The sequence below is a fragment of the Thiobacillus sp. SCUT-2 genome (genome assembly GCF_035621355.1).
Classification (GTDB): Bacteria; Pseudomonadota; Gammaproteobacteria; order Burkholderiales; family Thiobacillaceae; genus Thiobacillus; species Thiobacillus sedimenti.
Map to the genome: position 1 here is coordinate 613700 of NZ_CP141769.1, position 20788 is coordinate 634487.

A 20788-nucleotide genomic window follows, 5' to 3' on the forward strand; every position below is an offset into this window, starting at 1 on the left:
GGCCTACCCGTCGCGGGCGCCTGTCGCGATGCCGGACAGCTCCGCTGCGTCGTTCCCGGGCGCGGCGAGCATGCGTGCCACGAGCAGGCCGTTGACCGTGCCGAAGACGAGGGCGGCGGCAGCGAATACCGGCATCAGCTTGATCAGCGCGGCGGCGGGCAGCAGCCACGCACCGACCAGCGCGAGCTGGCCGCCGATATGGCCGAAGGCGGCCAGCACCGACAGGCTGACGGGGCCGAAATGGCGGGTCGGCAGATGGCGCGCCAGCGCCAGCACCGACAGGCTCGCCAGCGCGCCGCAGAGCGACAGCCAGAACCCCGGTGCGAACAGGCTGCCGAGCAGCAGTCCGCCCGCGAGCACACGCAGTCCGGACACCCACGCGGCCGCCCGCCAGCCGTGCTGGAGCAGCACCAGCAGGATGACGATGTTGGCGAGCCCCGGCTTCACGCCCGGAATCGGGCTCGGCAGTGCGGCCTCGGCGAGCGTCAGGCCGATCGCGAGCGCCGCCAGCCGCGCGATGCGGCGGTCGTCGTCGGTGATCGGCAGGTCAATAGCCGAGCGTGTCATAGGCGACGGCGCGGCCGCGGATTTCGAGGCTGACCTGGTTGGGCAGGCAGAGGGCCGCCTGGCCGGCCTGCGTGAGCCAGCCCTGCTTGACGCAGAGCTGGCGGGGCGAGGGGTCGCGTGCGATGCGTGCGCGACCCGGCCTGATCTCGATCTCGGTGGTGCCGAGCGGGCCCTGGACGGCATAGGTCCGGGCGCGCGTCAGCGACGCCGTCTCGATGACCTTGCCGGCCGCGCGGATGACGACGGTGTCGCCGTGCGCGCCGCCCCAGCCCCACACCGCCAGCGTGACGACGACGCCGGCGCCGGCCAGCAGCACGCCCACGTCGCCGGCACGCAGGTCCATCATGACAGCTCGCGGTGCCGAACCAGCACCTGTTCGCGTTCGCGGAAGGCCGCCGCCAGCGTCTCCGCGAAATAGACGCTGCGGTGCTGGCCGCCGGTGCAGCCGATCGCGACCGTCAGGTAGGCGCGATGGTCGCGGATGAAGCACGGCAGCCAGTTTTCGACGAAGCCGCGGATATCCGCCAGCAGCGCCATCGCGTTGGGGCTGGCCTCGATGTAGTCCTTCACCGGCTGGTCGCGCCCGGTGAGCGGGCGCAGCTCGGCGACGTAGTGCGGATTCGGCAGGCAGCGCACGTCGAACACCAGATCGGCGTCGAGCGGAATGCCGTGCTTGAAGCCGAACGACTCGAACAGCAGCGTGATGCGCGAGCGATCGAGGCCGATCAGGTCCTTGATCCACAGGCGCAGCGCCGACGCGGACAGGTCGCTGGTGTCGATGCGGTGGCCCAGCGAGGCGATGTCGGCGAGGGTTTCGCGCTCGAGCTGGATGGCCTCCTGCAGCGAGACGGTATCGCTCGACAGCGGGTGGCGTCGGCGCGTTTCGGAAAAGCGCTGGACCAGCGTCAGCGTCTTGGCCTCGAGGAAGATGACCCGCAGGTCGGCGCCTTGCGCACGGAGGGTGTCGACGATCTGCGGCAGCTGGCTGAAACTCGCACCGCTGCGCGCATCGATCGCGATGGCGAGGCGATCGTGCCCTTCGTGCCGCAGATGGTCGACCAGCGGCTGCAGCATCGCCAGCGGCAGGTTGTCGACGCAGTAATAACCGACGTCCTCGAGCACCGCGATCGCGATGCTCTTGCCCGACCCCGACAGGCCCGAAACCAGGACGATCTGCATTCAATCCCCCCCGTCGATGGCGGCCTGCTGGCGCTTGATGAACTGCTCGACCGGATTGATGCCGCGGCTCTTCAGGATGTGGTTGCGCACGGCGACCTCGACCAGCACCGCGAGGTTGCGGCCGGCCGCAACGGGAATCCGCACCTTGGGGATGGCGACGCCGAGGATGTTCTCCGTCGACGCCACCATGTCGAGCCGATTGAGACCGACTTCCCCGATCTCCTGCGGATGCACCAGCTCGACGATCAGCTTGAGGTTCTTCTGCCGCTTCACGGCCGTCTCGCCGAACAGGAAGCGGATGTTGAGGATGCCGAGGCCGCGGACCTCGAGAAAGTCGCGCAGCAGCGTTGGACAGTTGCCCTCCAGCGTTTCCGGCGCGACATGCTTGAGTTCGACGACGTCGTCGGCCACCAGCCGGTGGCCGCGGGTGATGAGCTCGAGGGCCAGTTCGCTCTTGCCGACGCCGGCGTCGCCCTTGACCAGCACGCCCTGCCCCAGCACCTCGAGGAAGACGCCGTGCTGCGAGGTGGTTTCGGCGAGGCGCTGCGTCAGGTAATGGCCCAGGAAGGACATCAGGATCGGGCTGGCGAGGGACGACGTGAAGAGGGGCGTGCCGGTGCGCTCGGCCGCTTCGCGCAGCGGCGGCGGCACCGCCTCGCCGTTCGAAACGACGATGGCCGCAAGATCGTTCGAGAACAGGTGGTCGATGGCCTCCTGCAGGCCCGTCGCGGAGAGACCGCGCAGGTAGTCCATCTCGGCGCAGCCGAGCACCTGCACCCGGTTGGGATGGACGAAATTCAGGTGGCCGATGAGGGCGAGCGTGGGCTTCTGGATGGTTTCCGACGACAGCGTGCGACCGCCGCCGGTGCGGCCGGCGAGCCATTGCAGGCCGACCTGTTCCGCCATGTCGCGGAACAGCGTCTCGACCGACACGTGGCTCAGCAGTTCGTCCATGCGCCGGCCCGTGCGCTCAACTCGACCAGGAATCGAGCAGCGTCAGCAACGCCGAGGGGCTGTCCGCGTCCAGCATTCGGGCGCGCATTCCCGCGTCGCCGAACAAGTGGGCGAGTTCGCCGAGGATCTGCAGGTGCTGTTCGTTGGCATCCTTGGGAACCAGCAGGATGAAGCAGAGCGTCACCGGCTGGTTGTCCGGGGCATCGAATTCGAGCGGCGTCTTGAGCCGGTAGAAGGCGCCGCATGCGTCCTTCAGGCCCTTGATGCGCCCGTGCGGGATCGCGATGCCGTGGCCGAGCGCGGTCGATCCGAGGCGTTCGCGTTCGAAGAGGCTGGTGAAGATGTCGGCGGCCTTGAGGCCGCGGGTCTGGGCGAACAGGTCCGCCGCGTGTTCGAACAGCTTCTTCTTGCTGGTGAAGCTGATATCCAGCAAGGTCGTGTCGGGAGCGATGAGAGGGGCGATTAGGTTCATGCCTGTGCGCGGCCGGGGAAGGGGGAGTCCGGCTGCTGCGGATTATACGCCCGAAGGCCGGCGAGGGGCCTTCGGGGGCCGGGTGCGCGGCCGTCAGGCGGGCGTTTCCGAGGGCCGATGCTTCAGCCCGCCGCCCTCCTGATGGACGTCGGAGGTCTTCTCCTTGTGCCGGACGATCTGGCGATCCAGCTTGTCGGCGAGCAGATCGATCGCGGCATACATGTTGCCGTCCTCGCTGTGGGCATGAAAGTCATGCCCTTTGACGTGCAGGTTGGCTTCGACCCTGTGCACCAGCTTTTCCACCTGCATGATCACGCTGACATTGATGACGTGGTCGAAGTGGCGCTTGACACGGTCAAGCTTGTCGGCCACGTACCCGCGGATGGCCGGGGTCACGTCCAGATGATGGCCGGAAATCGTCAAATTCATAGCGCCTCCTTGGTCTGCATGGAAGAACCGGAAGGCGATCCACGATCGGGCTTCCGGGGGCGATCGAACACGCCCGATTTGATTGTGGGACGAAAGCGCGGTGCGTTCAAGCGCATTCCCGGCAGCCGGACGCGACGGCCGGAAACGCCAGCCGGATCACAGCGCCCGGCGCATGTTGGCGGGCGGAATCTGCAGCGACTCGCGGTATTTGGCGACCGTGCGGCGCGCCACCACGATGCCCTGCTGCCCGAGCACCTCGGCGAGCTGGCCGTCGGACAGCGGCTTCCTGGCATTCTCGGCCGCAACCAGCTGCTTGATCAGGGCGCGGATGGCCGTCGACGAACAGGCGCCGCCACTGTCGGTGGCGACGTGGCTGCCGAAGAAATATTTCAGTTCGTACAGGCCGCGCGGCGTCATCATGTATTTCTGCGTGGTGACGCGGGAGATGGTCGACTCGTGCAAGTCGACGGCTTCGGCGATTTCGCGCAGCACCAGCGGGCGCATCGCGACCTCGCCGTGCTCGAAGAACTGCTTCTGGCGGTCGACGATGGCCTGGGAGACGCGCAGGATCGTGTCGAAGCGCTGCTGCACGTTCTTGATCAGCCAGCGCGCCTCCTGCAGCTGGCTGGCAAGCTGGCTGCCGCCGGCTTCACGGTGGCGGGCCAGGATGTCGGCATAGACGCGATTGACGCGCAGCTTGGGCATGGCGTCGGCGTTGAGGCTGGCGATCCACATGCCCTTGACCTTGCGCACGTAGACATCGGGGATGACGTAGTGCGTCTCGTCGCGCCCGAAGGCCGTGCCGGGCCGCGGGTTGAGCGACAGGATCAGCGCGCGCGCGGTGCGCAGGGTGGCGTCGTCGATGCCGAGCATCTTCTTCAGCTTCCCCACGTCGCGGGCCGCGAGCAGATCCAGGTAATGCGTCGTCAGCCGCATCGCCGCGTCGCGCGCCGGCGTGTCCGCGGGCAGGGCGCGCAGCTGGAGCGTCAGGCACTCGGCCAGGCTGCGCGCGCCGACGCCGGTCGGGTCCATGTTCTGCAGGTGCTTGAGCGCCGTCTCGAGTTCCTCGGGTTCGAGGTCCTCGATCTCGCCCGTGAGGCTGGCGGCGATGTCCTCCAGCGGCTGGGTCAGGAAGCCCGCCTCGTCCAGGTCGTCGATCAGCGCGGCGACCAGGGTGCGGTCGCGCAGCGTGAGCGGGCTGACGATCAGCTGGTTGAACAGGTGCTCGCGGAGGGTCGCGCCGGAGATGGCGCCGTGGGCGAAATCGCTGTCTTCCTCGTCGCCGCTCGCGGCGCTGTAGTCGTTCCAGTCGGCCTCGTCGAGGGCCGTGGAGGGCTCGCCTTCCGGATGGTCGGGCTGGGCCGCCTCCGTCGTGCCCTGACCTTCGGCCTCGCCCGCAGCGGCGCCCGCCTCGTCCGGCGTCGCATAGGCGGACTCATCCTCGTCCTCGCGCTCGAGGAGGGGATTGTCCTGCAGCATCTGCTCGAGTTCCTGGTTGAGTTCCAGCGTCGACAGCTGCAGCAGTCGGATCGACTGCTGCAGCTGGGGCGTCAGCGTGAGATGTTGCCCAAGCTTGAGTTGAAGACTGTGTTTCATGAAACTTGACTACGGCAAGAAGCATGCCGACTTGAGCCAAGTTTAGCGCGATTCGATTTCCGGGGGGCGGAATCAGAGGCGGAAATTTTCGCCGAGGTACACCCTGCGGGCGTTGTCGTCCTGAATGATCACCTCGGGCGTCCCCGCGATCAGCACCCGACCTTCGCTGATGATGTAGGCACGGTTGCAGATGCCGAGCGTTTCGCGCACGTTGTGGTCGGTGATCAGCACGCCGATGTCGCGCTCGACGAGGAAATGCACGAGCTTCTGGATGTCGAGGACGGCGATCGGGTCGACGCCGGCAAACGGTTCGTCGAGCAGGATGAAGCGCGGGTTGATCGCCAGCGCGCGCGCGATTTCCACGCGCCGGCGCTCGCCGCCGGAGAGGCTGACGGCGGAGGCCTCGCGCAGGTGGGCGATATGCAGGTCCTCCAGCAGGTTCTCGAGATGCTCCTCGCGTTCGGCCTTGCCGTAGGGCTTCAGTTCGAGAATGGCGCGGATGTTTTCCTCCACCGTCATCTTGCGGAAGATCGACGGCTCCTGCGGCAGGTAGGAGAGGCCCAGCCGGGCGCGCTGATGGATCGGCATGTGGGTGAGGTCGTGCGAATCCATCTGGACCGTGCCGCCGTCGGCCGCGACCAGTCCGACCACCATGTAGAAGCAGGTGGTCTTGCCGGCACCGTTGGGCCCGAGCAGGCCGACGACCTCGCCGCTCTTGACCTCGAACGACACGTCGTGGACGACGGTGCGCTTGCCGTACGTCTTGCGCAGGCCCTGGGCGATGATCTCGCTCATGGCTTCGCGGGCGGCTGGGGCGCAGTACGCGGCTTCGGACGGATGACGGCGCGCACCCGTCCGCTCGGCGTCTTCGCGCCGGGCTGGCCGACGACCTTGTAGAACTCGGTGTTGGCGTTGTACGAAATCTGGGCACCGCGCAGTTCGTCGCCGCCGCGCCGCAGCATGGCCTGCCCGATCAGTTCGAGCTGGCTGGTTGCGCCGTCATAGTCGATGCGGTCGGCGAAGCCCTCGATGTATTCGTCGCGGCCGTCCATCTTCTGGCGGAATGCCACCGGACGGCCGGTGGCGCTAACCTTGTCGAGTCCGTCCGCGGTCTGGGTCACCTGCACCCGGTCGGCGCGCAGCAGCATCGTCCCCTGGCTCAACACCACGTTGCCCTGGTAGACGCTGACCTTGTGGATGTCGTCGAGGGTGACGGTGTCGGCCTCGAGGTTCACCGGCTTGTCGCGGTCGGCCTTCTCGGCATGGGCGGCACTCGCCATCAGGCCGGCGAACAGGGCCGCGCAGAGGCGTGTTCTGGATCGTTTCATGGGTCAGCCTTTCCCGGAAATGTAGCGGGCATGCACCCGCCCTGTCAGTCTGAGGACGCGTTGCCTGGCGTCGTATGCCATCGCGCTCGCGCGCAGATCGAGCGTGTCGTCGTGAATCTCGACCGGCCCGGGCGAGCGCAGCTCATCGCGGTCGGGATAAACGAGCAGCCGCGCCGAGCGCAGCGTCATGCGCGACTGCCCGGGGCGGGCGGCACGCTCCACCTGCACGTCGCCGCGCAGCTCGACCTCGTTGCCGTCCGGCGATACGGTCGCCTCGCGGGACACCGCGGTGACGTCGCCCGACTGTTCATCCAGCTGGACGAAGCGCGGCGATTCCAGCTCGGTGCGCTTGCTGTTTGCGTAATGGCGCAGCCGTTTGGCCGACAGGCGATAGTGCGGCTTGCCGGTCGCGTCGGTGCGCATGGCGTCGAAATTCTCCATGATGCCCTCGGGATCGCTGCGAGTCGGTGCATTGCCGTTGCCCGGCGTCTCCACCAGGCGGTCGATCCAGAAGCTCAGGATGCCCAGCAGCAGCAGGATGGCCAGCGGCAGCCACAGCGTTCCGCGCGAGATCATGCCGTCCCCGGCCGGGGCGCAGCTGCTGCGCGTCGTGTGCGACCGGTCATTTCAGATACGGCGCCAGCGCCGCGTCGAGCGTCCCCTGCGCGCGCATCAGGAACTCGCAGGCTTCGCGCACCGCACCGCGGCCGGCTTCGCGCGTCGTCGTGTAATGGCTGTAGGCCTTGACCAGGTCGGGTGCGGCCGGCACCGTGATGGCCAGGCCTGCGCGCCGCATGACCGGGAGGTCGACCACGTCGTCGCCCATGTAGGCGGTGGCTTCGCAGCCGATCTTCAGGTCGCGGCACAGCGACTCGTAGACGGCCAGCTTGTCGTGCGCGCCCTGGTGGACGATTTCGATACCGAGGTTCTTCGCGCGGTGTTCGACGACGCGCGAGCTGCGTCCGGTGATGATGGCAAGTTCGACGCCGCTGCCCTTGAGCATCTTGAGGCCGTGGCCGTCCAGCGAGTTGAAGCCCTTGTATTCCTGGCCGTCGTCGGCGAGGAACAGCGTGCCGTCGGTCATGACGCCGTCGACGTCGAAGGCGATCAGCTTGATTTTTCGCGCGCGCGCGAGGAGGTCGGCTGTCATCACACCACTCCCGCTTTCAGCAGGTCGTGCATGTTGAGCGCGCCGACCAGCAGCTTGTTTTCGTCGACCACCAGCAGGCCGTTGATCTTGAGGCTTTCCATTTTTTCCACCGCCGCGACGGCGAGCTCGTCCGCGCGGATCGTCTTCGGGTTTCGGGTCATGAGGTCGGCGATCTTCGACTGCTGCAGATCGAGCGGGCGCTCCAGCGCGCGCCGCAGGTCGCCGTCGGTGAAGAGGCCTGCCACCTTTCCGGCGGCGTCGACCACGGCGGTCATGCCGAGGCCCTTCTGCGTCATTTCGAACAGCGCGGCCTTGAGCGTCGCGTCGAGGCCGACCTGGGGCAGCGCGTCGCCGCCGTGCATGACGTCGCGCACGTGAATGAGCAGGCGGCGGCCGAGGCTGCCGCCCGGATGGGTGCGCGCGAAGTCGTCGGCCGAGAAGCCGCGGGCGTCGAGCAGCGCCACGGCGAGCGCGTCGCCCAGCGCGAGCGCGGCGGTGGTGCTTGCCGTGGGGGCCAGGTTGAGCGGGCAGGCTTCCTTGTCGACGCCGGCATTCAGATGGACGTCGGCCTCGCGCGCCATGGTCGAATTCGCGTTGCCGGTCATTGCGACGAGCTTGGCGCCGCGGCGCTTGATCAGCGGCACGATGCTGACGATCTCGCTGCTCTCGCCCGAGTTCGACAGCGCCAGCACGACGTCGTCGTGGGTGATCATGCCGAGGTCGCCGTGGCTGGCTTCGCCGGGGTGCATGAAGAACGCGGGCGTTCCGGTCGAGGCCAGGGTGGCGGCGATCTTGCTGCCGACATGTCCCGACTTGCCCATGCCCGACACCACGACGCGGCCGGTGCAGGCCAGGATCAGGTTCACCGCCTCGGCAAAGCCGGCGTCGAGGCGGGCCGATATCGCATGCAGCGCATCGGCCTCGATCTCGAGGACCTGACGCGCCAGGGCGAGCAAATGTTCGGGCGAAGTGGCTTGGGGACGCATGGGCGGCAAGTATACTAAAGCCTGCCTGTCCCACCCCGTTTTCCCCGATGCATTCCAGCCTCCAGCTCGTCCTGATTCTGCTTGCCGTGGCCGTGCTGGTGGCCGCTGCCGCGCGGGCCCTTCGGCTGCCGACCATGCTCGGCTACCTGCTGACGGGCATCGCCATCGGGCCGTTCGCACTGGGCTGGATTCCGGACCGTCCGGACGCGCGCTACCTCGCCGAATTCGGCGTCGTCTTCCTGATGTTCTCGGTCGGCCTCGAATTCAGCCTGCCGCGCCTGATGACGATGCGCCTGACCGTATTCGGCTTCGGCGGCGCGCAGGTCGTCGCCACCATCGCCCTCACGGCCCTGATCGCCTGGCTGCTGCACCTGCCGCTGCTTGCCGCGCTGGCGCTGGGCGGCATCATGTCGATGTCGTCGACCGCGATCGTGTCGAAGCTGCTCGCCGAGCGCCTGGAACTCCAGACCCCGCACGGCCGGCAGATCTTCGGCGCCCTGCTGTTCCAGGACCTCGCCGTCGTGCCGCTGCTGATCCTGATCCCGGCCTTTGCGCAGGAATCCGGCGCCATGGCGACCAAGCTGGCGCTGGCTGCGCTGAAGGCGGTCGCCGTACTCGGCTTCCTGCTGTTCGTCGGGCAGCGGATCATGCGGCCGTGGTTCCAGTGGGTGGCGGGCCACAAGTCGCCCGAGCTGTTCACGCTCAATCTGCTGCTGTTCACGCTCGGCCTTGCCTTCCTGACCGAGAGCGCAGGGCTGTCGCTGGCGCTGGGCGCCTTCCTCGCGGGCATGCTGATTTCCGAAACCGAATACCGCTACCAGGTGGAAGACGACATCAAGCCCTTCCGCGACGTGCTGCTCGGCCTGTTCTTCGTCACCATCGGCATGCGGCTCGACCTGATGCAGGTGCTGCTCAACTGGCGCGACGTGCTGCTGCTGGTGATGGCGATTCTCGTCGGCAAGGGGGCGCTGGTCGCCGGGCTGGCGATGGCCTTCGGAAGCAGCCGCCCGACCGCGGTGCGCACCGCGCTGGGGCTGGCGCAGGCGGGGGAATTCGGCTTCGTGCTGCTGGCGCAGGCGGCGGACCTGCATCTGCTCGGCGCCGGCATCACCCAGCCGGTGCTGGCGGCGATGGTCGTGTCGATGCTGATCGCACCGCTGGTCTTCCATCGCATGGACGTGTTGACGCGGCTGATCGCCGGCAGCGAGTGGGCGGGCCGCGCCAAGGAGGTCCACGACATTGCGGTCAAGACCTTCGGCAAGAACCAGCACGTGATCGTCTGCGGCTACGGGCGCAGCGGGCAGAACCTGGCGCGGCTGCTGGAGGCCGAGGGGCTGAGCTTCATCGCGCTCGATTCCGATCCCGAGCGCATCCGTGCGGTGGCGGCGTCCGGCGTGTCCGTGGTCTACGGCGACGCCAGCCGGCGCGAGGTGCTGGTCGCTGCCGGCCTCAGCCGTGCGCAGGCCGTGGTCGTGACCTACGCCGACGTCCACTCGAGCATGGCGATCCTGCGCCACGTCCGGGAACTGCGGCCGGAGCTGCCGGTGATCGTGCGCACCATCGACGACACGCACATCGATGCGCTGAAGGCCGCGGGCGCGGCCGAGGTCGTCTCGGAGGTGATGGAAGGCTCGCTGATGCTGGCCTCGCATGCCCTGATGCTCCTCGGCGTGCCGCTGTCCCAGGTGCTGAAGCGCATCCGCGACGTCCGCGAAACGCGCTACGCGATGATGCGGGGCTTCTTCCGCGGCGCCAGCGACGTCGACGACGAACTGGACCAGGACGCGCAGCCGCGCCTGCACACGGTGCTGATCACCCAGGGCGCGGCCGCGCCCGGCCACACGCTGGAGGAACTGAAGCTCGACGACCTGCTGGTGGAGGTCGTCGCGATCCGCCGCCAGGGCATCAAGGGCGTCGACCCGCAGCCCGATACGCGCATCCAGGTCGGTGACGTGCTGGTGCTGCGCGGCGCCGCAGACGGACTCGCGGCGGCCGAGTTCAGGGTGCTGCAGGGGTAGGGGGCAACAAAAAGCCCGCCGAGGCGGGCTTGGGTTGGCGGGTGGGGGAATCAGACCCCCATGCAGACCGTGTAGGCAGTGGAGTCGACGATGCTGGCGGTGGCGACCGGTGCGCCGGCGGGGCTCGTGACGGTGCCGACCATCAAGGAGCCGGTCGCGGTGTTGCCGTCGTCCAGTTGAGTGTCGAGCTGCTTGGCATACTTGCCCAGTATGCTGCCTGAGCAGATGAAATAGGTCCCGTTCATCCCCGTGAACGGGGCGGTGCTCTGGATGCCGACGATGCCACCTACCGCGTTGCGTTGTTGAAAAGTCGATGCAGTGAGATCAGTGGCCCCGGGGGCGAGTCCTGCCATCCGCACATGTTGCCAAAAGAGAACGGAATTCGAGGATGAGGCCCCATTTGGCGCGTCATCCCAATTGCCTCCGATTATGCCGTCGCCGTCCCCGTTTGTTGCCGAGGCGCCAACGTGTGTCTGCGCGGCATTGTCATCACCCGGGAGCGCCCTGAATTTGTCCTGATAGCCGTAGATGAACACCGGGACATTGCGGAAATCCGTGGCGAGATTCTTCACGCGGGCGCTGTTGATCAGTTCCTGGCCCTTGAGGATGCCGCCGAGCAGCAGGCCAATGATGACCAGGACGATCGCGATCTCGATCAGGGTGAAGCCCGACTGGCGTCGCGCGAAGTGGGGGTGCGGCATGGCGCTCTCCGTTGTTATTGGCCAGTCGTGCATTTGCAATTTGCGTGCCACCTGGCGCAAATTGCTAAACGATTGATGATAAATTACAAATTTCCATAAAACAGGTCTGGATGGGCATCCGGTTGACGAAATTGCGACGGCGGTGCGGGATTTCCGTCATGGGCGGCCTGCAAGAAGGGCCGCCTACTCCATTTCCTCCAGGCAATGCCGTTAGCAAGGGCATGCCGATCGTCTCCCTGTCCGAACTGCATTCGCATCCATGACCGAACGTACCGAAACGGTGCCCGGGCGGGCCTGGCTGCCGGCGCTCGCAAGCCTTTTCACGCGCGTGGCGCCAGGCCGCTGGCTGGCGCTGATGCTCCTCGCCCTGCATGTGGCCGTGGTTTACGACGCGGATCTCTCGGTGACCCGTGCGTTCCTGCTCGCGCACTATGGCCTGTTCCTGCTCTGGCAGCCGCTGGTGCGCAGCGAGGCGCGCATCGAGCCGCGCCTCGCGCTGCCGGTGTTCGCGATGGCGGCGCTGCTGGTCCTGGTCGACAGCACCTGGGTCATGGCCCTGTGGCTCGCGATCCTGGCCGGCCTGGTCGGCGCGGTGGCGGCGTCGCAGAACGCGCGCAGCCAGCACCTCGCCTACCTGCTCGCGCTGGGTTATCTGCTCGCCTTGCTGCTGGCATGGGTGCTGCCGCAGAGCCTGGGTGGCACCTCGCTGCCGGAAGAACTCCGGGCGGCCGTGCGCTATGGCTTGCCCGTGTTGCCGCTGGCGATCCTGTTCCTGCCCGGCGGCTGGCAGCGCACGGCGTCGTCGACGCTGGACTTCATCTACGGCCTGATGCTGTCGCTGCTGATCGTGGTGATGGCGCTGGGCGTCTTCGCCGTGGTGGCGATTGCCAAGGTCAGCTATGCCTGGGCGCTGGTGCAGACGCTGCTGGGCATGGCGGCGCTGCTGCTGGCCTTGTCCCTGCTGTGGAATCCGCGCGCCGGCTTCGCCGGCCTGGGCCAGGTGACGTCACGCTATCTGCTGTCGGTCGGTCTGCCGTTCGAAGGCTGGGCGCAGCGGCTGGCGACCCTGGCCGAGCGTGAGCGCGATCCCGAATCCTTCGTCCGCGATGCGCTTGCCCGCCTCGACGAGCTACCCTGGATCCGCGGCGGGCACTGGCAGGCCGCGCGCGGCGAAGGCAGCTTCGGCGAGCCGGCCGCGCATCGGGTCGACCACGCGTTCCATGGCCTGTCGCTGACCTGGTATTCGGCGCGCCCGCTGACGCCGGCGCTGGCGCTGCACGTGCGGCTGCTGTCGCAGCTACTCGGCTATTTCTATGCCGCCAAGGTGCGCGAGCAGACGCTGCGCGAGCAGGCCTACAGCCAGGCGATCCACGACACCGGCGCGCGGCTGACGCACGACGTGAAGAACATCCTGCAGTCGCTGAAGACCCTGCTGGCCGCCGCGGACGTGTCGACGCCGGAAGACAGCGAACGCCTGCTGGCATTGATGAAGCGCCAGCTTCCGCAACTGGCGACGCGGCTGTCGCAGACGGTCGACAAGCTGAAGCAGCCGGCCGAGATGGACGTCGCGCATGTCCCCGCGCAGGCCTGGTGGGCGGCCTTGCAGACGCGCTACGAGCACGACGAAGTGCGCTTCGTCGGGGAGGAGCTGGACGACACGCCCTTGCCGCAGGATCTGTTCGACAGCGTGGCCGACAATCTCCTGACCAACGCCCTGCGCAAACGGCAGGGCCAGCCGGATGTCGCCGTCGAAGTCCGCCTGGCGCTGCATCCGCTGGTGTGCCTGACGGTGACCGACAGCGGCGCCGCCGCGCCCGAGCATGTGGCGCGCAACCTTTTCCAGAGTCCCGTCGCGTCGGATTTCGGGCTCGGCGTGGGCCTCTACCAGGCGGCGCGGCAGGCAGCGCGCACGGGCTTCCGGATGGAACTGCCGGAGAATCGCCCCGGCCGCGTGACGTTCAGGCTGCAGGCTACGGATTGCAGTCCGAACCCGTAGGACAGACGCGGGCGATCAGGTAGCTTCGCGAGGCCCAGGCGGCCAAATCGTCGAATTCCCCGCTGGCCGAGTCGGGCTTGGTCGGCGAACGGCTGATGTAGATCAGGTTCGTGTTGAGGTTTTCCGTTTCGTCGAGTCCACTTGGCGCCGCGAGGGTGTTGCCGTTGACGTTTCGCGCGCCCCACCCGTTGGGGCCGTGGGATACGAGCACGAACACGACGTCCTTGGCGACGTCCGGATTCGTCTTGTCGCAGGTGTGCGTGGTGCACACGGCGAGCATGTCGGGGAACACGGTGCTGGCCGAGAATCCGCTCGAGGTGTCGGCAAAGGCCGAGATGACGGCGTAGCGCAGACGGTTGCCCCAGGCGTCCTGCGGCGCGGTGCCCAGGTCGACCCATGGCAACAGGCCGTGCTGGGCGGCGCAACTCGTGCCGACGCGATCCTCGCGCCCGTCGCCGGTGGTGTCGGGGCACGGCAGGTAATGGTTGGTCGCCGGGCTGCTTGCGTAATGCGTCATGGCGTAGCCGAGAAGCGCCGTGCGCGCGTCCTCCAGCGTCCGGTTCGTCTCGGCAACCCGCCGCGCCTGGATTTGCGCCGTCAGCGGGACGGCCAGCCCGCCGATCAGGATGGTGACGATGATCAGCACGATGGCCATCTCGATCAGCGTGAAGCCGCGTGCGGTTCTCATGGTGCGGGTTCCTTGGCAGGGGGAAGCGGGGCCGGCGGGGTGGGCCGGACCACCTGATAGGGTTCGTAGATCCGCCCCTCGGCGCGAAGCTGGCCGGGTTTCAGGCCGGCGACGGCCGCGCCGTCGCGCGCGGCCTTGCCGTCGATCCAGCGCGTGGTGCGGCCGTCCGAGCGGACGACGATGCCGTCGTAGCGAAGCGGTGGCGGGGCCGTATCAGGCGAGGCCGGCGTGCCCGGGCCACGGGCTTCCGGGGCGCGCGCCCGGATCGCTTCGAGCCGGGCACGTTCGGCCGGCGTGAAGAACAGTCGGCCCGGGTCGGGCGGCGGCGCGGCGAGCGCGGCGCCGAGGCCCGCCAAGCACATGCCCAGGATGGCCAGGCAGCGTTCGATCATCGGCTTGCGGGAACGCGGCCGCGGGTCATTCATGGCGGCCTCCGGCGGCCGTCGCCACGGTAAACCAGAGCAGGTCGCACTGCGCACGCAGGTGCGGGCGGCTCGCATCGTCGGCGGTTGCGGCGTCGAGGCGCGACAGCTGGCAGCCCTGGACCCGCACCATGCCCGGTGCGCGCGCCTTCAGCGCCTCGAGGAATCGCAGCAGATCGGTTTCCACCAGCAACGGCAGCGTCAGCGTCATCCGTGTCTGCCCCAGCGGCAGGCCCTGAGCCAGCACGGCCGGCGCGGGCGTGCGGGGGGTCAGGCGGTAGGTCAGTCCATACAGCCCGGCATCCCGGTTGGCGAGCTGCACCGCTTCGATCCAGGCGAGCCGGTCTTCCTCGCCCACGAATCCGTGTGCGGCAAGGGCGCGGTAGTCGGCCAGATGCGAGGCGATGATCTGTTGCTGCTGGCGGCTGCGGTCGAGCTGCTGGCGAGCCTGGTTGACCGCGGTCTGCTGCTGGAGCAGCTCCGCGCGTGCCCGCGTGGCCTGGCTGAGCCCCCACAAGGTGCCGGCGCCGGCGAGCACCAGGGCAGCCAGGAGCAGCAGCAGCGGCAGCTTGAGGACCGCAAAGGGCGGGCGCGTCATGAGCGCGCCTCCCGGTACAGCAGGCGCAGGCTGAAACGGGCCATGGGGGCGCCGGCGGCATCGGCATCGAGTGTCTTGCCCGATAAGGTGCTGCCGGAATCGGCATTCACCGGGCTGCTGCGCAGCGTCACCTCGCGCACGCCGGGCATGGACTCGAGCATGTGGATGAAGGCTTCGATGCGTTGCATCGCGGCGCGGTAATTGCCGTCGAAGGAGGCCACGGCGGCGTCGATGTCGACCCGCACGCCGTCCCCGGCGGCCGGCGAATCGTCGCTCCAGTCGAGCCTGTCGAGCATGATGTCGGGTGCGGAAAGCAGGGGCTGGCCGACCACCGCGAGAAGCCGCGCGATGTCGGGTTGCGGGGCCGTCAGCCGGCGGGCCACGGCCACGGTCTGCACGAGCTGATCCGGCGTGGCGGCGTCGGCCGGGAAGCTGCGGGCGATGGCGCGATAACGGGCGTCGTATTGCTGATGTTGCTGTGCCAGCAGGCGTGCCTGGTCGGCCAGGTCCTGGGCGTGCAGCCAGAAGGCTGCGGTGAGGCCCAGCCCCGCCAGCGCGACGAGCCCGGCGGCGCCATGCAAGGCGCGCCGCCAGCGAAATTCCGTATGGTGCTGCAGCAGTTCGGGCGGGGCCAGGTTCAACTTCGGCACTTCGCCGGCGATCGCCGCCAGGGGCGCGACTTCCGGCGTCGCGGCCAGGAAGTCGTCGGGAATGCGCAGCGCGTGCGCGAGCGCCGGCATGTCGATCAAGCGGGTGCTGAAAGCCGGGTCCGCGTTGAGCGGCGCCTGGGCGCTGTCCAACTGCCCGCTCGGGTCGAGCAGAAGCACGTGCAGACGGGCCTCGCGGGGCAGGATGCGCTGGCCGCTGAGATACAGCTGGGTCTTGGCGATTTCGTCGGCCGCGTTGCCCGGCAGCTGGGTCGGCGATTCGCCGCCGATCAGCCGCGAGAAGCGCAGCAGCCCATTGTGGTAGTAGGACAGCCGCAGGCCGCTGCCGAGGCGGCATGCCAGCAGCGTGTGCGCGGACTGCTCGCGCAGTTTTTCCAGAAGGTGCTGGTACGCCAGGGCCATCGGGGCGATGCCCGCGAGCGGAACGCGTTCGCGATGCAGGATGCCGAGCCAGGGCGTCAGCCATTCCGCGTCCGGCAGCGCGGCCAGCAGGTAGCGATCGTCGCGGCGGCCGGTCGTCTCGCGCGTCTGCCGCCATGCACCGGTGAAGCGTGTGTTGCGGAATACCTGCTTGAGCTTGCGCGCAAGCAGTTCGTCGCGGGCATGCCCTTGCACGTGCGGCATGACCTCGCACCGATAGTCCTCGTCCACGGTGTCGGCGACCACCAGCGTGGGCAGATGGGCGTGCCGGGCGATGATCTTGCGGAACGCGCCCAGGCCTTCGGCATTGGGCAGAAAGTCGCCCAGCCAGTGCATGTGGCCGGGGCGCCAGTCGAGCACGCCGACCTGGCGCGGCGTGGCGAAGAGGAGAAGGCGGTGGCCGAGCATCACAGCGGCATGTTCCCGATGAGGTCGTAGACCGGCAGCAGCACCGACACCAGGATGCCGCCCAGCACGAGGCCGAGGATGGCGGTCAGCATCGGCTCGAGCACGCGCAGGCCGTTCTCGATCGAATCGAGCACCTCGCGGTTGTAGAAGAACGTGACATTGTCGAGCGCTTCGTCGAGCGCGCCGGTCGTCTCGCCGACGCGCAGCATGCGGATCACCAGCGGCGGGAACAGCGCCAGCGACTGGAAGCTCTCGGACAGCCCGCGGCCGTCCGCGATCTGCTGCCCCGCGCGCCGCAGGCCGGCGGCAATCACGCGGTTGCCGGCGATCAGTTCGCAGGCACGGAGCGCCTCGAGCACGGTGACGCCCGAACGGTACATCATCGCCAGCGTGTTGGTGAAGCGGGACAGCACGATCTTCTGGACGATCGGGCCGACGATGGGCAGGCGCAGCTGGGTGCGGTCCCACCATTCCCGCCCGGCTTCGCTCTTCCGCACCCACAGCGGCAGCCCCACGCTGATCGCCAGCACGACGAGGAGACCCAGCAACCAGTAGGAGCGAAGCGCATTCGAGACCGCCATCAGGACGAGCGTCGGCATCGGCATGGCCACGCCCATCGTTTTGATCAGGCCCAGGACCTGCGGCACCAGGTAGACCAGCAGGAACACGATTGCGGCGCCGACGACGGCCAGAACCATCGCGGGATAGATCATCAGCCGCTTGGCTTTCGCCGCAACTTCCTCCTGCCACTTGAGCGACTCGGACAGCCGCTCGAAGACCGCATCGAGCAGGCCGGTCTGCTCGCCGGCGCGCACGCTGTGGACGAACACGGCGCCGAAGACCGAGGGGTGCGCCGCCAGCGCCTGCGACAGCACCTTGCCGCCCTCGAGGTCTTCCAGGAGCGCGGTCAGCACGTCGCGGAAACCGCGCTTCTCCATGCTGTCGCGCAAGTCGCGCAGGCCCTCGAGCAGGGGAATGCCCGCGCGCGTGATGTAGCGCATGTGGATGCAGAAGGTCACCAGGTCGCGTCGGGTGACGCGCTCGCGACCGGTCGGTGCGTATTGCCGCGACAGCTCCGACAGCGTGACGAGGTCGAGCCCCATGCGCTTGAGGCGCAGTTCGAGATCGACATCGTTGACTGCCGACAGCGTACCCCGGACGGTACGGCCGGTCTGGTCGATCGCGCGGTAGTCGAAGAAGGGCATCGCTAGTCGCCTCTCGCGCCGGCCCGCGGGAGGGGGGCGACCGACGGGCCGCTGCAGGAACGGAGCAACGCACGCGGCTCACGAAGGCGAGCGAGCGGGGCCATCGTCACACGCGCCCCGTCAGGTCAACCACGCGCGACACCTCCGACAGCGACGTGACGCCATCCAGCACGCGCTGGACGCCGTCTTCGGCGAGCGGATGGTAGCCATGCTCGAAGGCGGCACGACGGATCTCGTGCAACGGCGCCTTGTTGGCGACGAGCTCGTCCAGCTGCGGGTCCATGCGCAGCAGTTCGATCAGGGCGAGCCGCCCCTTGTAGCCCTTGTTGCTGCATGCCGGGCAGCCGGCGGCGCGATAGATCCGCGGCGGGGCGGCAGGGTCGGCGCCGAGGATGCGCGCCTCGTCTTCGTCCGGCGTGTAGGCTTCCTTGCAGTGCGGACACAGCTTGCGCACCAGGCGCTGGGCGATGACGCCGATGATGTTGCCCGACAGGATGCCGGGCTGGATGCCGATGTCCATCAGGCGCGGGAACACGCCGAGGGCGGAGTTGGTGTGCAGGGTGGTGAACACCTGGTGGCCGGTCATGGCGGCGCGGAAGGCCATCTCGGCGGTGTCCTTGTCGCGGATCTCGCCGACCAGGATGATGTCCGGGTCCTGCCGCATGATCGAGCGGATGCCGTTGGCGAAATCGAGCTTGAGCGTTTCGTTGACCGAGCTCTGGCGCATCAGCGTGACCGGGTACTCGACCGGATCTTCCAGCGTCATGATGTTGACGGTCTCGTTGTTCAGGTGCGAGAGCATCGAGTACAGCGTGGTCGTCTTGCCCGAGCCGGTCGGGCCGGTGACGACGAGGATGCCTTCGGGGCGCGCCATCATCAGCTGCAGTTCGCGCAGCGCGTCGGCGGTGAAGCCCATCTGCTCCAGCGGCATGATCGACTTCTCGCGGTCGAGGATGCGCAGCACCACGTTTTCGCCGTGGATGCCGGGCTGCGAGGAGACGCGGAAATCGATCGGACGGCCGTTCAGCGTGAGCGACATGCGCCCGTCCTGCGGCGCGCGCGTCTCGGCGATGTTCATCCCGGACAACACCTTCAGCCGCACCAGGATGCCCGGCCAGTAGGTCTTGTGCAGGCTGCGAATCTGTTCCAGCACGCCGTCCACCCGATAGCGGATCCGCAGGAAAGCATGCTCGGGCTCGAAGTGGATGTCGGAGGACTCGCGCTTGACCGCGTCGGTCAGCAGCGCGCCGACCAGGCGTACCACCGGCTGCGTGTATTCCTCGGTGTCGGGATTGAGACTGGCATAGTCGACCTCGCCGGTCTCGATTTCGCGCAGGATGCCGTCGAGCGAGAGGTCGAAGCCGTAGAACTTGTCGATGCACTCGAGCAGCTGCGCCTCGGCCGCCAGCAGGGTGTCGATCTCGAGCTGCCCTCCCAGCGCAGCCTTCAGCTGGTCGAGCGCGACCACGTTGAACATATCGGTGGTGGCGAGCGTCAGCACGTTGCGGGCCGCATCGTGCGCGATCGGCAGCAGGTGGTGGCGGCGCGCAAATTCCTCGGGTACCAGCTGCAGCGCCTCCGGGTCCGCGACGACCTGGCTGAGATCGATGCCCTGGCTGCCCAGCGCGTTGGCGAGCTGGTCGCGCAGCACCGCCTCGGTGATGAAGCCGAGCGAGACCAGCTGGCGGCCGATCGGCAGGCCGGTGGTCTTCTGTTCCTTCAGGCCGATGCGCAACTGGTCGAGCGTGATCAGGCCCTGGGTCACCAGGGTCTCGCCCATGCGGAGTTTCTTGCGGCGTTCCATCGCGGGCGCCTATCGAAGCGACTGGAGTTGCTGCACGCGGGTTTCGGCCTGGGCACGATCGAAGCGATGCGCGCCGCTGCCCGCGAGCGCCTTCTGGTAATACGTCAGCGCGCTGGGATACTGGTGCAGTTGATCGAGGCTGACGGCGAGGTTGAAGGCGTAGTCGCGGTTGCCGGGCGCGCCCCGGTAGGCCTCGAAGTAGGCTGCCTGGGCCTCGCTCCAGCGCCCCTCGCCGGCGTAGAGGTCGCCGAGCGTCTGGTACAGCTGCGGGCTCGGGTCGCGGTCGAGCAGGGTCTTCAGGCGGCTTTCGGTTGCCTGGCCGTCGGCGCTGCCCAGCAGGTCGAGCAGGGCGGCCTGTGCGACCGCATTGCGGGGATCGATGTCGAGCACCTGGCGATACAGGGCCTGGGCGTCGGCGTCGCGATTCTGCGCGCTGGCGATCACCGCCAGGCCGAGCAGGGCGTCCGGATTGCGCGCATGGGCCGCAGCCTGCCTATACAGGCGCTGCGCGTCGCTCAAGGCGCCACGCTGATACGCGGCGTAGGCCTGGGCCAGCAGCGTCGTCTCGGCGTCCGGCCGGAACACCGGCGCGCCGATCGCCGCTGCCGTGGCGGCGCGCGGGGCGGGCTCGGCCGCGCTCGCGCGCGGCGCAGGTGCATGGCCGGGGTGCGCCGCCGGTGCGGTCGTGGCAGGGGCGGTCGTGGGCTGCGCGGTCGAGTCGAGCGGAGCCGGCGTCGTCGCGCGCGGGACGGAAGGCGACCCCGGCGCGGAGGGTTTCGGCAATGCGGCGGGCACACCGGGCAGGACGGGCGGGGCGGGCTCCGCGATGCGGGGCGATGGCGGCTGCTGCGGTGCCGTCTCGACCGGCTGCAATGCGAAGTAGAGATAGACCCCGTAGCCGAGCGCAATGATTGCGGCGACGACGGCGGTGAGTGGTACCAGCGACAAGTGCGGCAAGCGCAGCCGAAAGCGGGGGGGCGTACCCGCCGTGGCGTCGCTGCTGCCGAACAGCAGGCCGGGGGGCTCCACCCATTCGCGCGCCTTCGCGGTACCCGGAACCGCCGGTTCGAGTTCGAGATCGCCCTCGATGCGCAGTTCCGGCTCGGCCGTGCCGCTCCCCCCGCGCGCGGGGTTTGCCGCCTCGGCCTGCTTCAGGGCCTTGAGCAGCAGGCTCACCGGGCGCTCCGTGCGCGCGCGGC

Annotated in this window: 22 protein-coding genes; 2 read left to right on the forward strand and 20 right to left on the reverse strand. The window is 68.4% G+C overall.

Going from position 1 to position 20788, the window contains the following annotated elements; all coding sequences use genetic code 11:
* Window positions 1-3: 3 nt before the first annotated feature.
* The 12 genes from VA613_RS02990 to VA613_RS03045 all read right to left on the reverse strand — a co-directional run bounded on the left by VA613_RS02990 (window position 4) and on the right by VA613_RS03045 (window position 8661).
* The gene (locus tag VA613_RS02990) at window positions 4-567 is read right to left on the reverse strand and encodes a Gx transporter family protein (protein ID WP_324780378.1); all 564 of its coding nucleotides are present in this window, start codon (window positions 565-567) and stop codon (window positions 4-6) included.
* Window positions 548-913, reverse strand: a complete 366-nt coding sequence (locus VA613_RS02995; protein WP_324780379.1) for a NusG domain II-containing protein — start codon at window positions 911-913, stop codon at window positions 548-550. Before VA613_RS02995 ends, VA613_RS02990 begins: the two co-directional genes overlap by 20 nt.
* Window positions 910-1746 carry an RNase adapter RapZ gene (rapZ, locus tag VA613_RS03000; protein ID WP_324780380.1) on the reverse strand — a complete coding sequence of 279 codons (837 nt, stop codon included), beginning with the start codon at window positions 1744-1746 and terminating at the stop codon, window positions 910-912. The genes VA613_RS02995 and rapZ overlap by 4 nt, the downstream gene beginning before the upstream one ends.
* Complete coding sequence (gene hprK / locus VA613_RS03005) at window positions 1747-2700, reverse strand: HPr(Ser) kinase/phosphatase (RefSeq protein WP_324780381.1); 954 nt, start codon at window positions 2698-2700, stop codon at window positions 1747-1749.
* 16 nt (window positions 2701-2716) lie between these two features.
* Window positions 2717-3172, reverse strand: coding sequence for a PTS sugar transporter subunit IIA (locus VA613_RS03010; protein ID WP_324780382.1), 456 nt, complete (start codon window positions 3170-3172; stop codon window positions 2717-2719).
* Window positions 3173-3265: 93 nt separating this feature from the next.
* The gene (gene hpf / locus VA613_RS03015) at window positions 3266-3601 is read right to left on the reverse strand and encodes a ribosome hibernation-promoting factor, HPF/YfiA family (protein WP_324780383.1); all 336 of its coding nucleotides are present in this window, start codon (window positions 3599-3601) and stop codon (window positions 3266-3268) included.
* 156 nt (window positions 3602-3757) lie between these two features.
* Window positions 3758-5197 carry an RNA polymerase factor sigma-54 gene (locus tag VA613_RS03020; protein WP_324780384.1) on the reverse strand — a complete coding sequence of 480 codons (1440 nt, stop codon included), beginning with the start codon at window positions 5195-5197 and terminating at the stop codon, window positions 3758-3760.
* A gap of 72 nt (window positions 5198-5269) precedes the next feature.
* Window positions 5270-5992 carry an LPS export ABC transporter ATP-binding protein gene (lptB, locus tag VA613_RS03025; protein ID WP_324780385.1) on the reverse strand — a complete coding sequence of 241 codons (723 nt, stop codon included), beginning with the start codon at window positions 5990-5992 and terminating at the stop codon, window positions 5270-5272.
* Complete coding sequence (gene lptA / locus VA613_RS03030; RefSeq protein WP_324780386.1) at window positions 5989-6525, reverse strand: lipopolysaccharide transport periplasmic protein LptA; 537 nt, start codon at window positions 6523-6525, stop codon at window positions 5989-5991. The genes lptB and lptA overlap by 4 nt, the downstream gene beginning before the upstream one ends.
* Before the next feature lie 3 nt (window positions 6526-6528).
* On the reverse strand, window positions 6529-7101 hold the full coding sequence (gene lptC / locus VA613_RS03035; protein ID WP_324780387.1) for an LPS export ABC transporter periplasmic protein LptC: 573 nt from the start codon (window positions 7099-7101) through the stop codon (window positions 6529-6531).
* A gap of 46 nt (window positions 7102-7147) precedes the next feature.
* The gene (locus VA613_RS03040) at window positions 7148-7675 is read right to left on the reverse strand and encodes a KdsC family phosphatase (RefSeq protein ID WP_324780388.1); all 528 of its coding nucleotides are present in this window, start codon (window positions 7673-7675) and stop codon (window positions 7148-7150) included.
* Window positions 7675-8661, reverse strand: a complete 987-nt coding sequence (locus tag VA613_RS03045; protein ID WP_324780389.1) for a KpsF/GutQ family sugar-phosphate isomerase — start codon at window positions 8659-8661, stop codon at window positions 7675-7677. The genes VA613_RS03040 and VA613_RS03045 overlap by 1 nt, the downstream gene beginning before the upstream one ends.
* Before the next feature lie 47 nt (window positions 8662-8708).
* On the opposite strand from VA613_RS03045, the gene VA613_RS03050 reads away from it, so the two are divergent.
* Window positions 8709-10679: a monovalent cation:proton antiporter-2 (CPA2) family protein gene (locus tag VA613_RS03050; RefSeq protein WP_324780390.1), complete on the forward strand. Its 1971-nt coding sequence runs from the start codon at window positions 8709-8711 to the stop codon at window positions 10677-10679.
* Between the two features lie 50 nt (window positions 10680-10729).
* On the opposite strand, the gene VA613_RS03055 is transcribed toward VA613_RS03050, so the two are convergent.
* Complete coding sequence (locus tag VA613_RS03055) at window positions 10730-11380, reverse strand: prepilin-type N-terminal cleavage/methylation domain-containing protein (protein WP_324780391.1); 651 nt, start codon at window positions 11378-11380, stop codon at window positions 10730-10732.
* Window positions 11381-11639: 259 nt separating this feature from the next.
* Between VA613_RS03055 and VA613_RS03060 the strand changes: the two genes are divergently transcribed.
* Window positions 11640-13376, forward strand: a complete 1737-nt coding sequence (locus VA613_RS03060; protein WP_324780392.1) for a sensor histidine kinase — start codon at window positions 11640-11642, stop codon at window positions 13374-13376.
* Here the strand turns inward: VA613_RS03060 and VA613_RS03065 are convergent.
* The 7 genes from VA613_RS03065 to VA613_RS03095 form a co-directional block, all read right to left on the reverse strand.
* A complete protein-coding gene (locus VA613_RS03065) occupies window positions 13351-14064 on the reverse strand; it encodes a type II secretion system protein (RefSeq protein ID WP_324780393.1) in 714 nt (237 codons plus the stop codon). The two genes, VA613_RS03060 and VA613_RS03065, sit on opposite strands and share 26 nt — an antisense overlap.
* Window positions 14061-14489 carry a hypothetical protein gene (locus tag VA613_RS03070; protein WP_324780394.1) on the reverse strand — a complete coding sequence of 143 codons (429 nt, stop codon included), beginning with the start codon at window positions 14487-14489 and terminating at the stop codon, window positions 14061-14063. The genes VA613_RS03065 and VA613_RS03070 overlap by 4 nt, the downstream gene beginning before the upstream one ends.
* Window positions 14482-15084, reverse strand: a complete 603-nt coding sequence (locus VA613_RS03075; protein ID WP_324780395.1) for a hypothetical protein — start codon at window positions 15082-15084, stop codon at window positions 14482-14484. The genes VA613_RS03070 and VA613_RS03075 overlap by 8 nt, the downstream gene beginning before the upstream one ends.
* Window positions 15081-16580, reverse strand: a complete 1500-nt coding sequence (locus VA613_RS03080; RefSeq protein ID WP_324780396.1) for a monoheme cytochrome SoxX — start codon at window positions 16578-16580, stop codon at window positions 15081-15083. Before VA613_RS03080 ends, VA613_RS03075 begins: the two co-directional genes overlap by 4 nt.
* Window positions 16580-17785 (reverse strand): type II secretion system F family protein, encoded by a 1206-nt coding sequence (locus VA613_RS03085; RefSeq protein ID WP_324780397.1) that lies wholly within the window; start codon window positions 17783-17785, stop codon window positions 16580-16582. Before VA613_RS03085 ends, VA613_RS03080 begins: the two co-directional genes overlap by 1 nt.
* 106 nt (window positions 17786-17891) lie before the next feature.
* Window positions 17892-19589, reverse strand: coding sequence for a GspE/PulE family protein (locus VA613_RS03090; protein ID WP_324780398.1), 1698 nt, complete (start codon window positions 19587-19589; stop codon window positions 17892-17894).
* 9 nt (window positions 19590-19598) lie between these two features.
* Window positions 19599-20765, reverse strand: coding sequence for a tetratricopeptide repeat protein (locus VA613_RS03095; RefSeq protein WP_324780399.1), 1167 nt, complete (start codon window positions 20763-20765; stop codon window positions 19599-19601).
* Window positions 20766-20788 lie beyond the last annotated feature (23 nt).

What these genes read in the sequence shown, in the direction of transcription:
- VA613_RS02990 (WP_324780378.1), bottom strand. Translation starts at nt 567, where the DNA reads ATGACACGCTCGGCTATTGACCTGCCGATCACCGACGACGACCGCCGC.
- VA613_RS02995 (WP_324780379.1), bottom strand. Translation starts at nt 913, where the DNA reads ATGATGGACCTGCGTGCCGGCGACGTGGGCGTGCTGCTGGCCGGCGCC.
- rapZ (WP_324780380.1), bottom strand. Translation starts at nt 1,746, where the DNA reads ATGCAGATCGTCCTGGTTTCGGGCCTGTCGGGGTCGGGCAAGAGCATC.
- hprK (WP_324780381.1), bottom strand. Translation starts at nt 2,700, where the DNA reads ATGGACGAACTGCTGAGCCACGTGTCGGTCGAGACGCTGTTCCGCGAC.
- VA613_RS03010 (WP_324780382.1), bottom strand. Translation starts at nt 3,172, where the DNA reads ATGAACCTAATCGCCCCTCTCATCGCTCCCGACACGACCTTGCTGGAT.
- hpf (WP_324780383.1), bottom strand. Translation starts at nt 3,601, where the DNA reads ATGAATTTGACGATTTCCGGCCATCATCTGGACGTGACCCCGGCCATC.
- VA613_RS03020 (WP_324780384.1), bottom strand. Translation starts at nt 5,197, where the DNA reads ATGAAACACAGTCTTCAACTCAAGCTTGGGCAACATCTCACGCTGACG.
- lptB (WP_324780385.1), bottom strand. Translation starts at nt 5,992, where the DNA reads ATGAGCGAGATCATCGCCCAGGGCCTGCGCAAGACGTACGGCAAGCGC.
- lptA (WP_324780386.1), bottom strand. Translation starts at nt 6,525, where the DNA reads ATGAAACGATCCAGAACACGCCTCTGCGCGGCCCTGTTCGCCGGCCTG.
- lptC (WP_324780387.1), bottom strand. Translation starts at nt 7,101, where the DNA reads ATGATCTCGCGCGGAACGCTGTGGCTGCCGCTGGCCATCCTGCTGCTG.
- VA613_RS03040 (WP_324780388.1), bottom strand. Translation starts at nt 7,675, where the DNA reads ATGACAGCCGACCTCCTCGCGCGCGCGCGAAAAATCAAGCTGATCGCC.
- VA613_RS03045 (WP_324780389.1), bottom strand. Translation starts at nt 8,661, where the DNA reads ATGCGTCCCCAAGCCACTTCGCCCGAACATTTGCTCGCCCTGGCGCGT.
- VA613_RS03050 (WP_324780390.1), top strand. Translation starts at nt 8,709, where the DNA reads ATGCATTCCAGCCTCCAGCTCGTCCTGATTCTGCTTGCCGTGGCCGTG.
- VA613_RS03055 (WP_324780391.1), bottom strand. Translation starts at nt 11,380, where the DNA reads ATGCCGCACCCCCACTTCGCGCGACGCCAGTCGGGCTTCACCCTGATC.
- VA613_RS03060 (WP_324780392.1), top strand. Translation starts at nt 11,640, where the DNA reads ATGACCGAACGTACCGAAACGGTGCCCGGGCGGGCCTGGCTGCCGGCG.
- VA613_RS03065 (WP_324780393.1), bottom strand. Translation starts at nt 14,064, where the DNA reads ATGAGAACCGCACGCGGCTTCACGCTGATCGAGATGGCCATCGTGCTG.
- VA613_RS03070 (WP_324780394.1), bottom strand. Translation starts at nt 14,489, where the DNA reads ATGAATGACCCGCGGCCGCGTTCCCGCAAGCCGATGATCGAACGCTGC.
- VA613_RS03075 (WP_324780395.1), bottom strand. Translation starts at nt 15,084, where the DNA reads ATGACGCGCCCGCCCTTTGCGGTCCTCAAGCTGCCGCTGCTGCTGCTC.
- VA613_RS03080 (WP_324780396.1), bottom strand. Translation starts at nt 16,580, where the DNA reads ATGCTCGGCCACCGCCTTCTCCTCTTCGCCACGCCGCGCCAGGTCGGC.
- VA613_RS03085 (WP_324780397.1), bottom strand. Translation starts at nt 17,785, where the DNA reads ATGCCCTTCTTCGACTACCGCGCGATCGACCAGACCGGCCGTACCGTC.
- VA613_RS03090 (WP_324780398.1), bottom strand. Translation starts at nt 19,589, where the DNA reads ATGGAACGCCGCAAGAAACTCCGCATGGGCGAGACCCTGGTGACCCAG.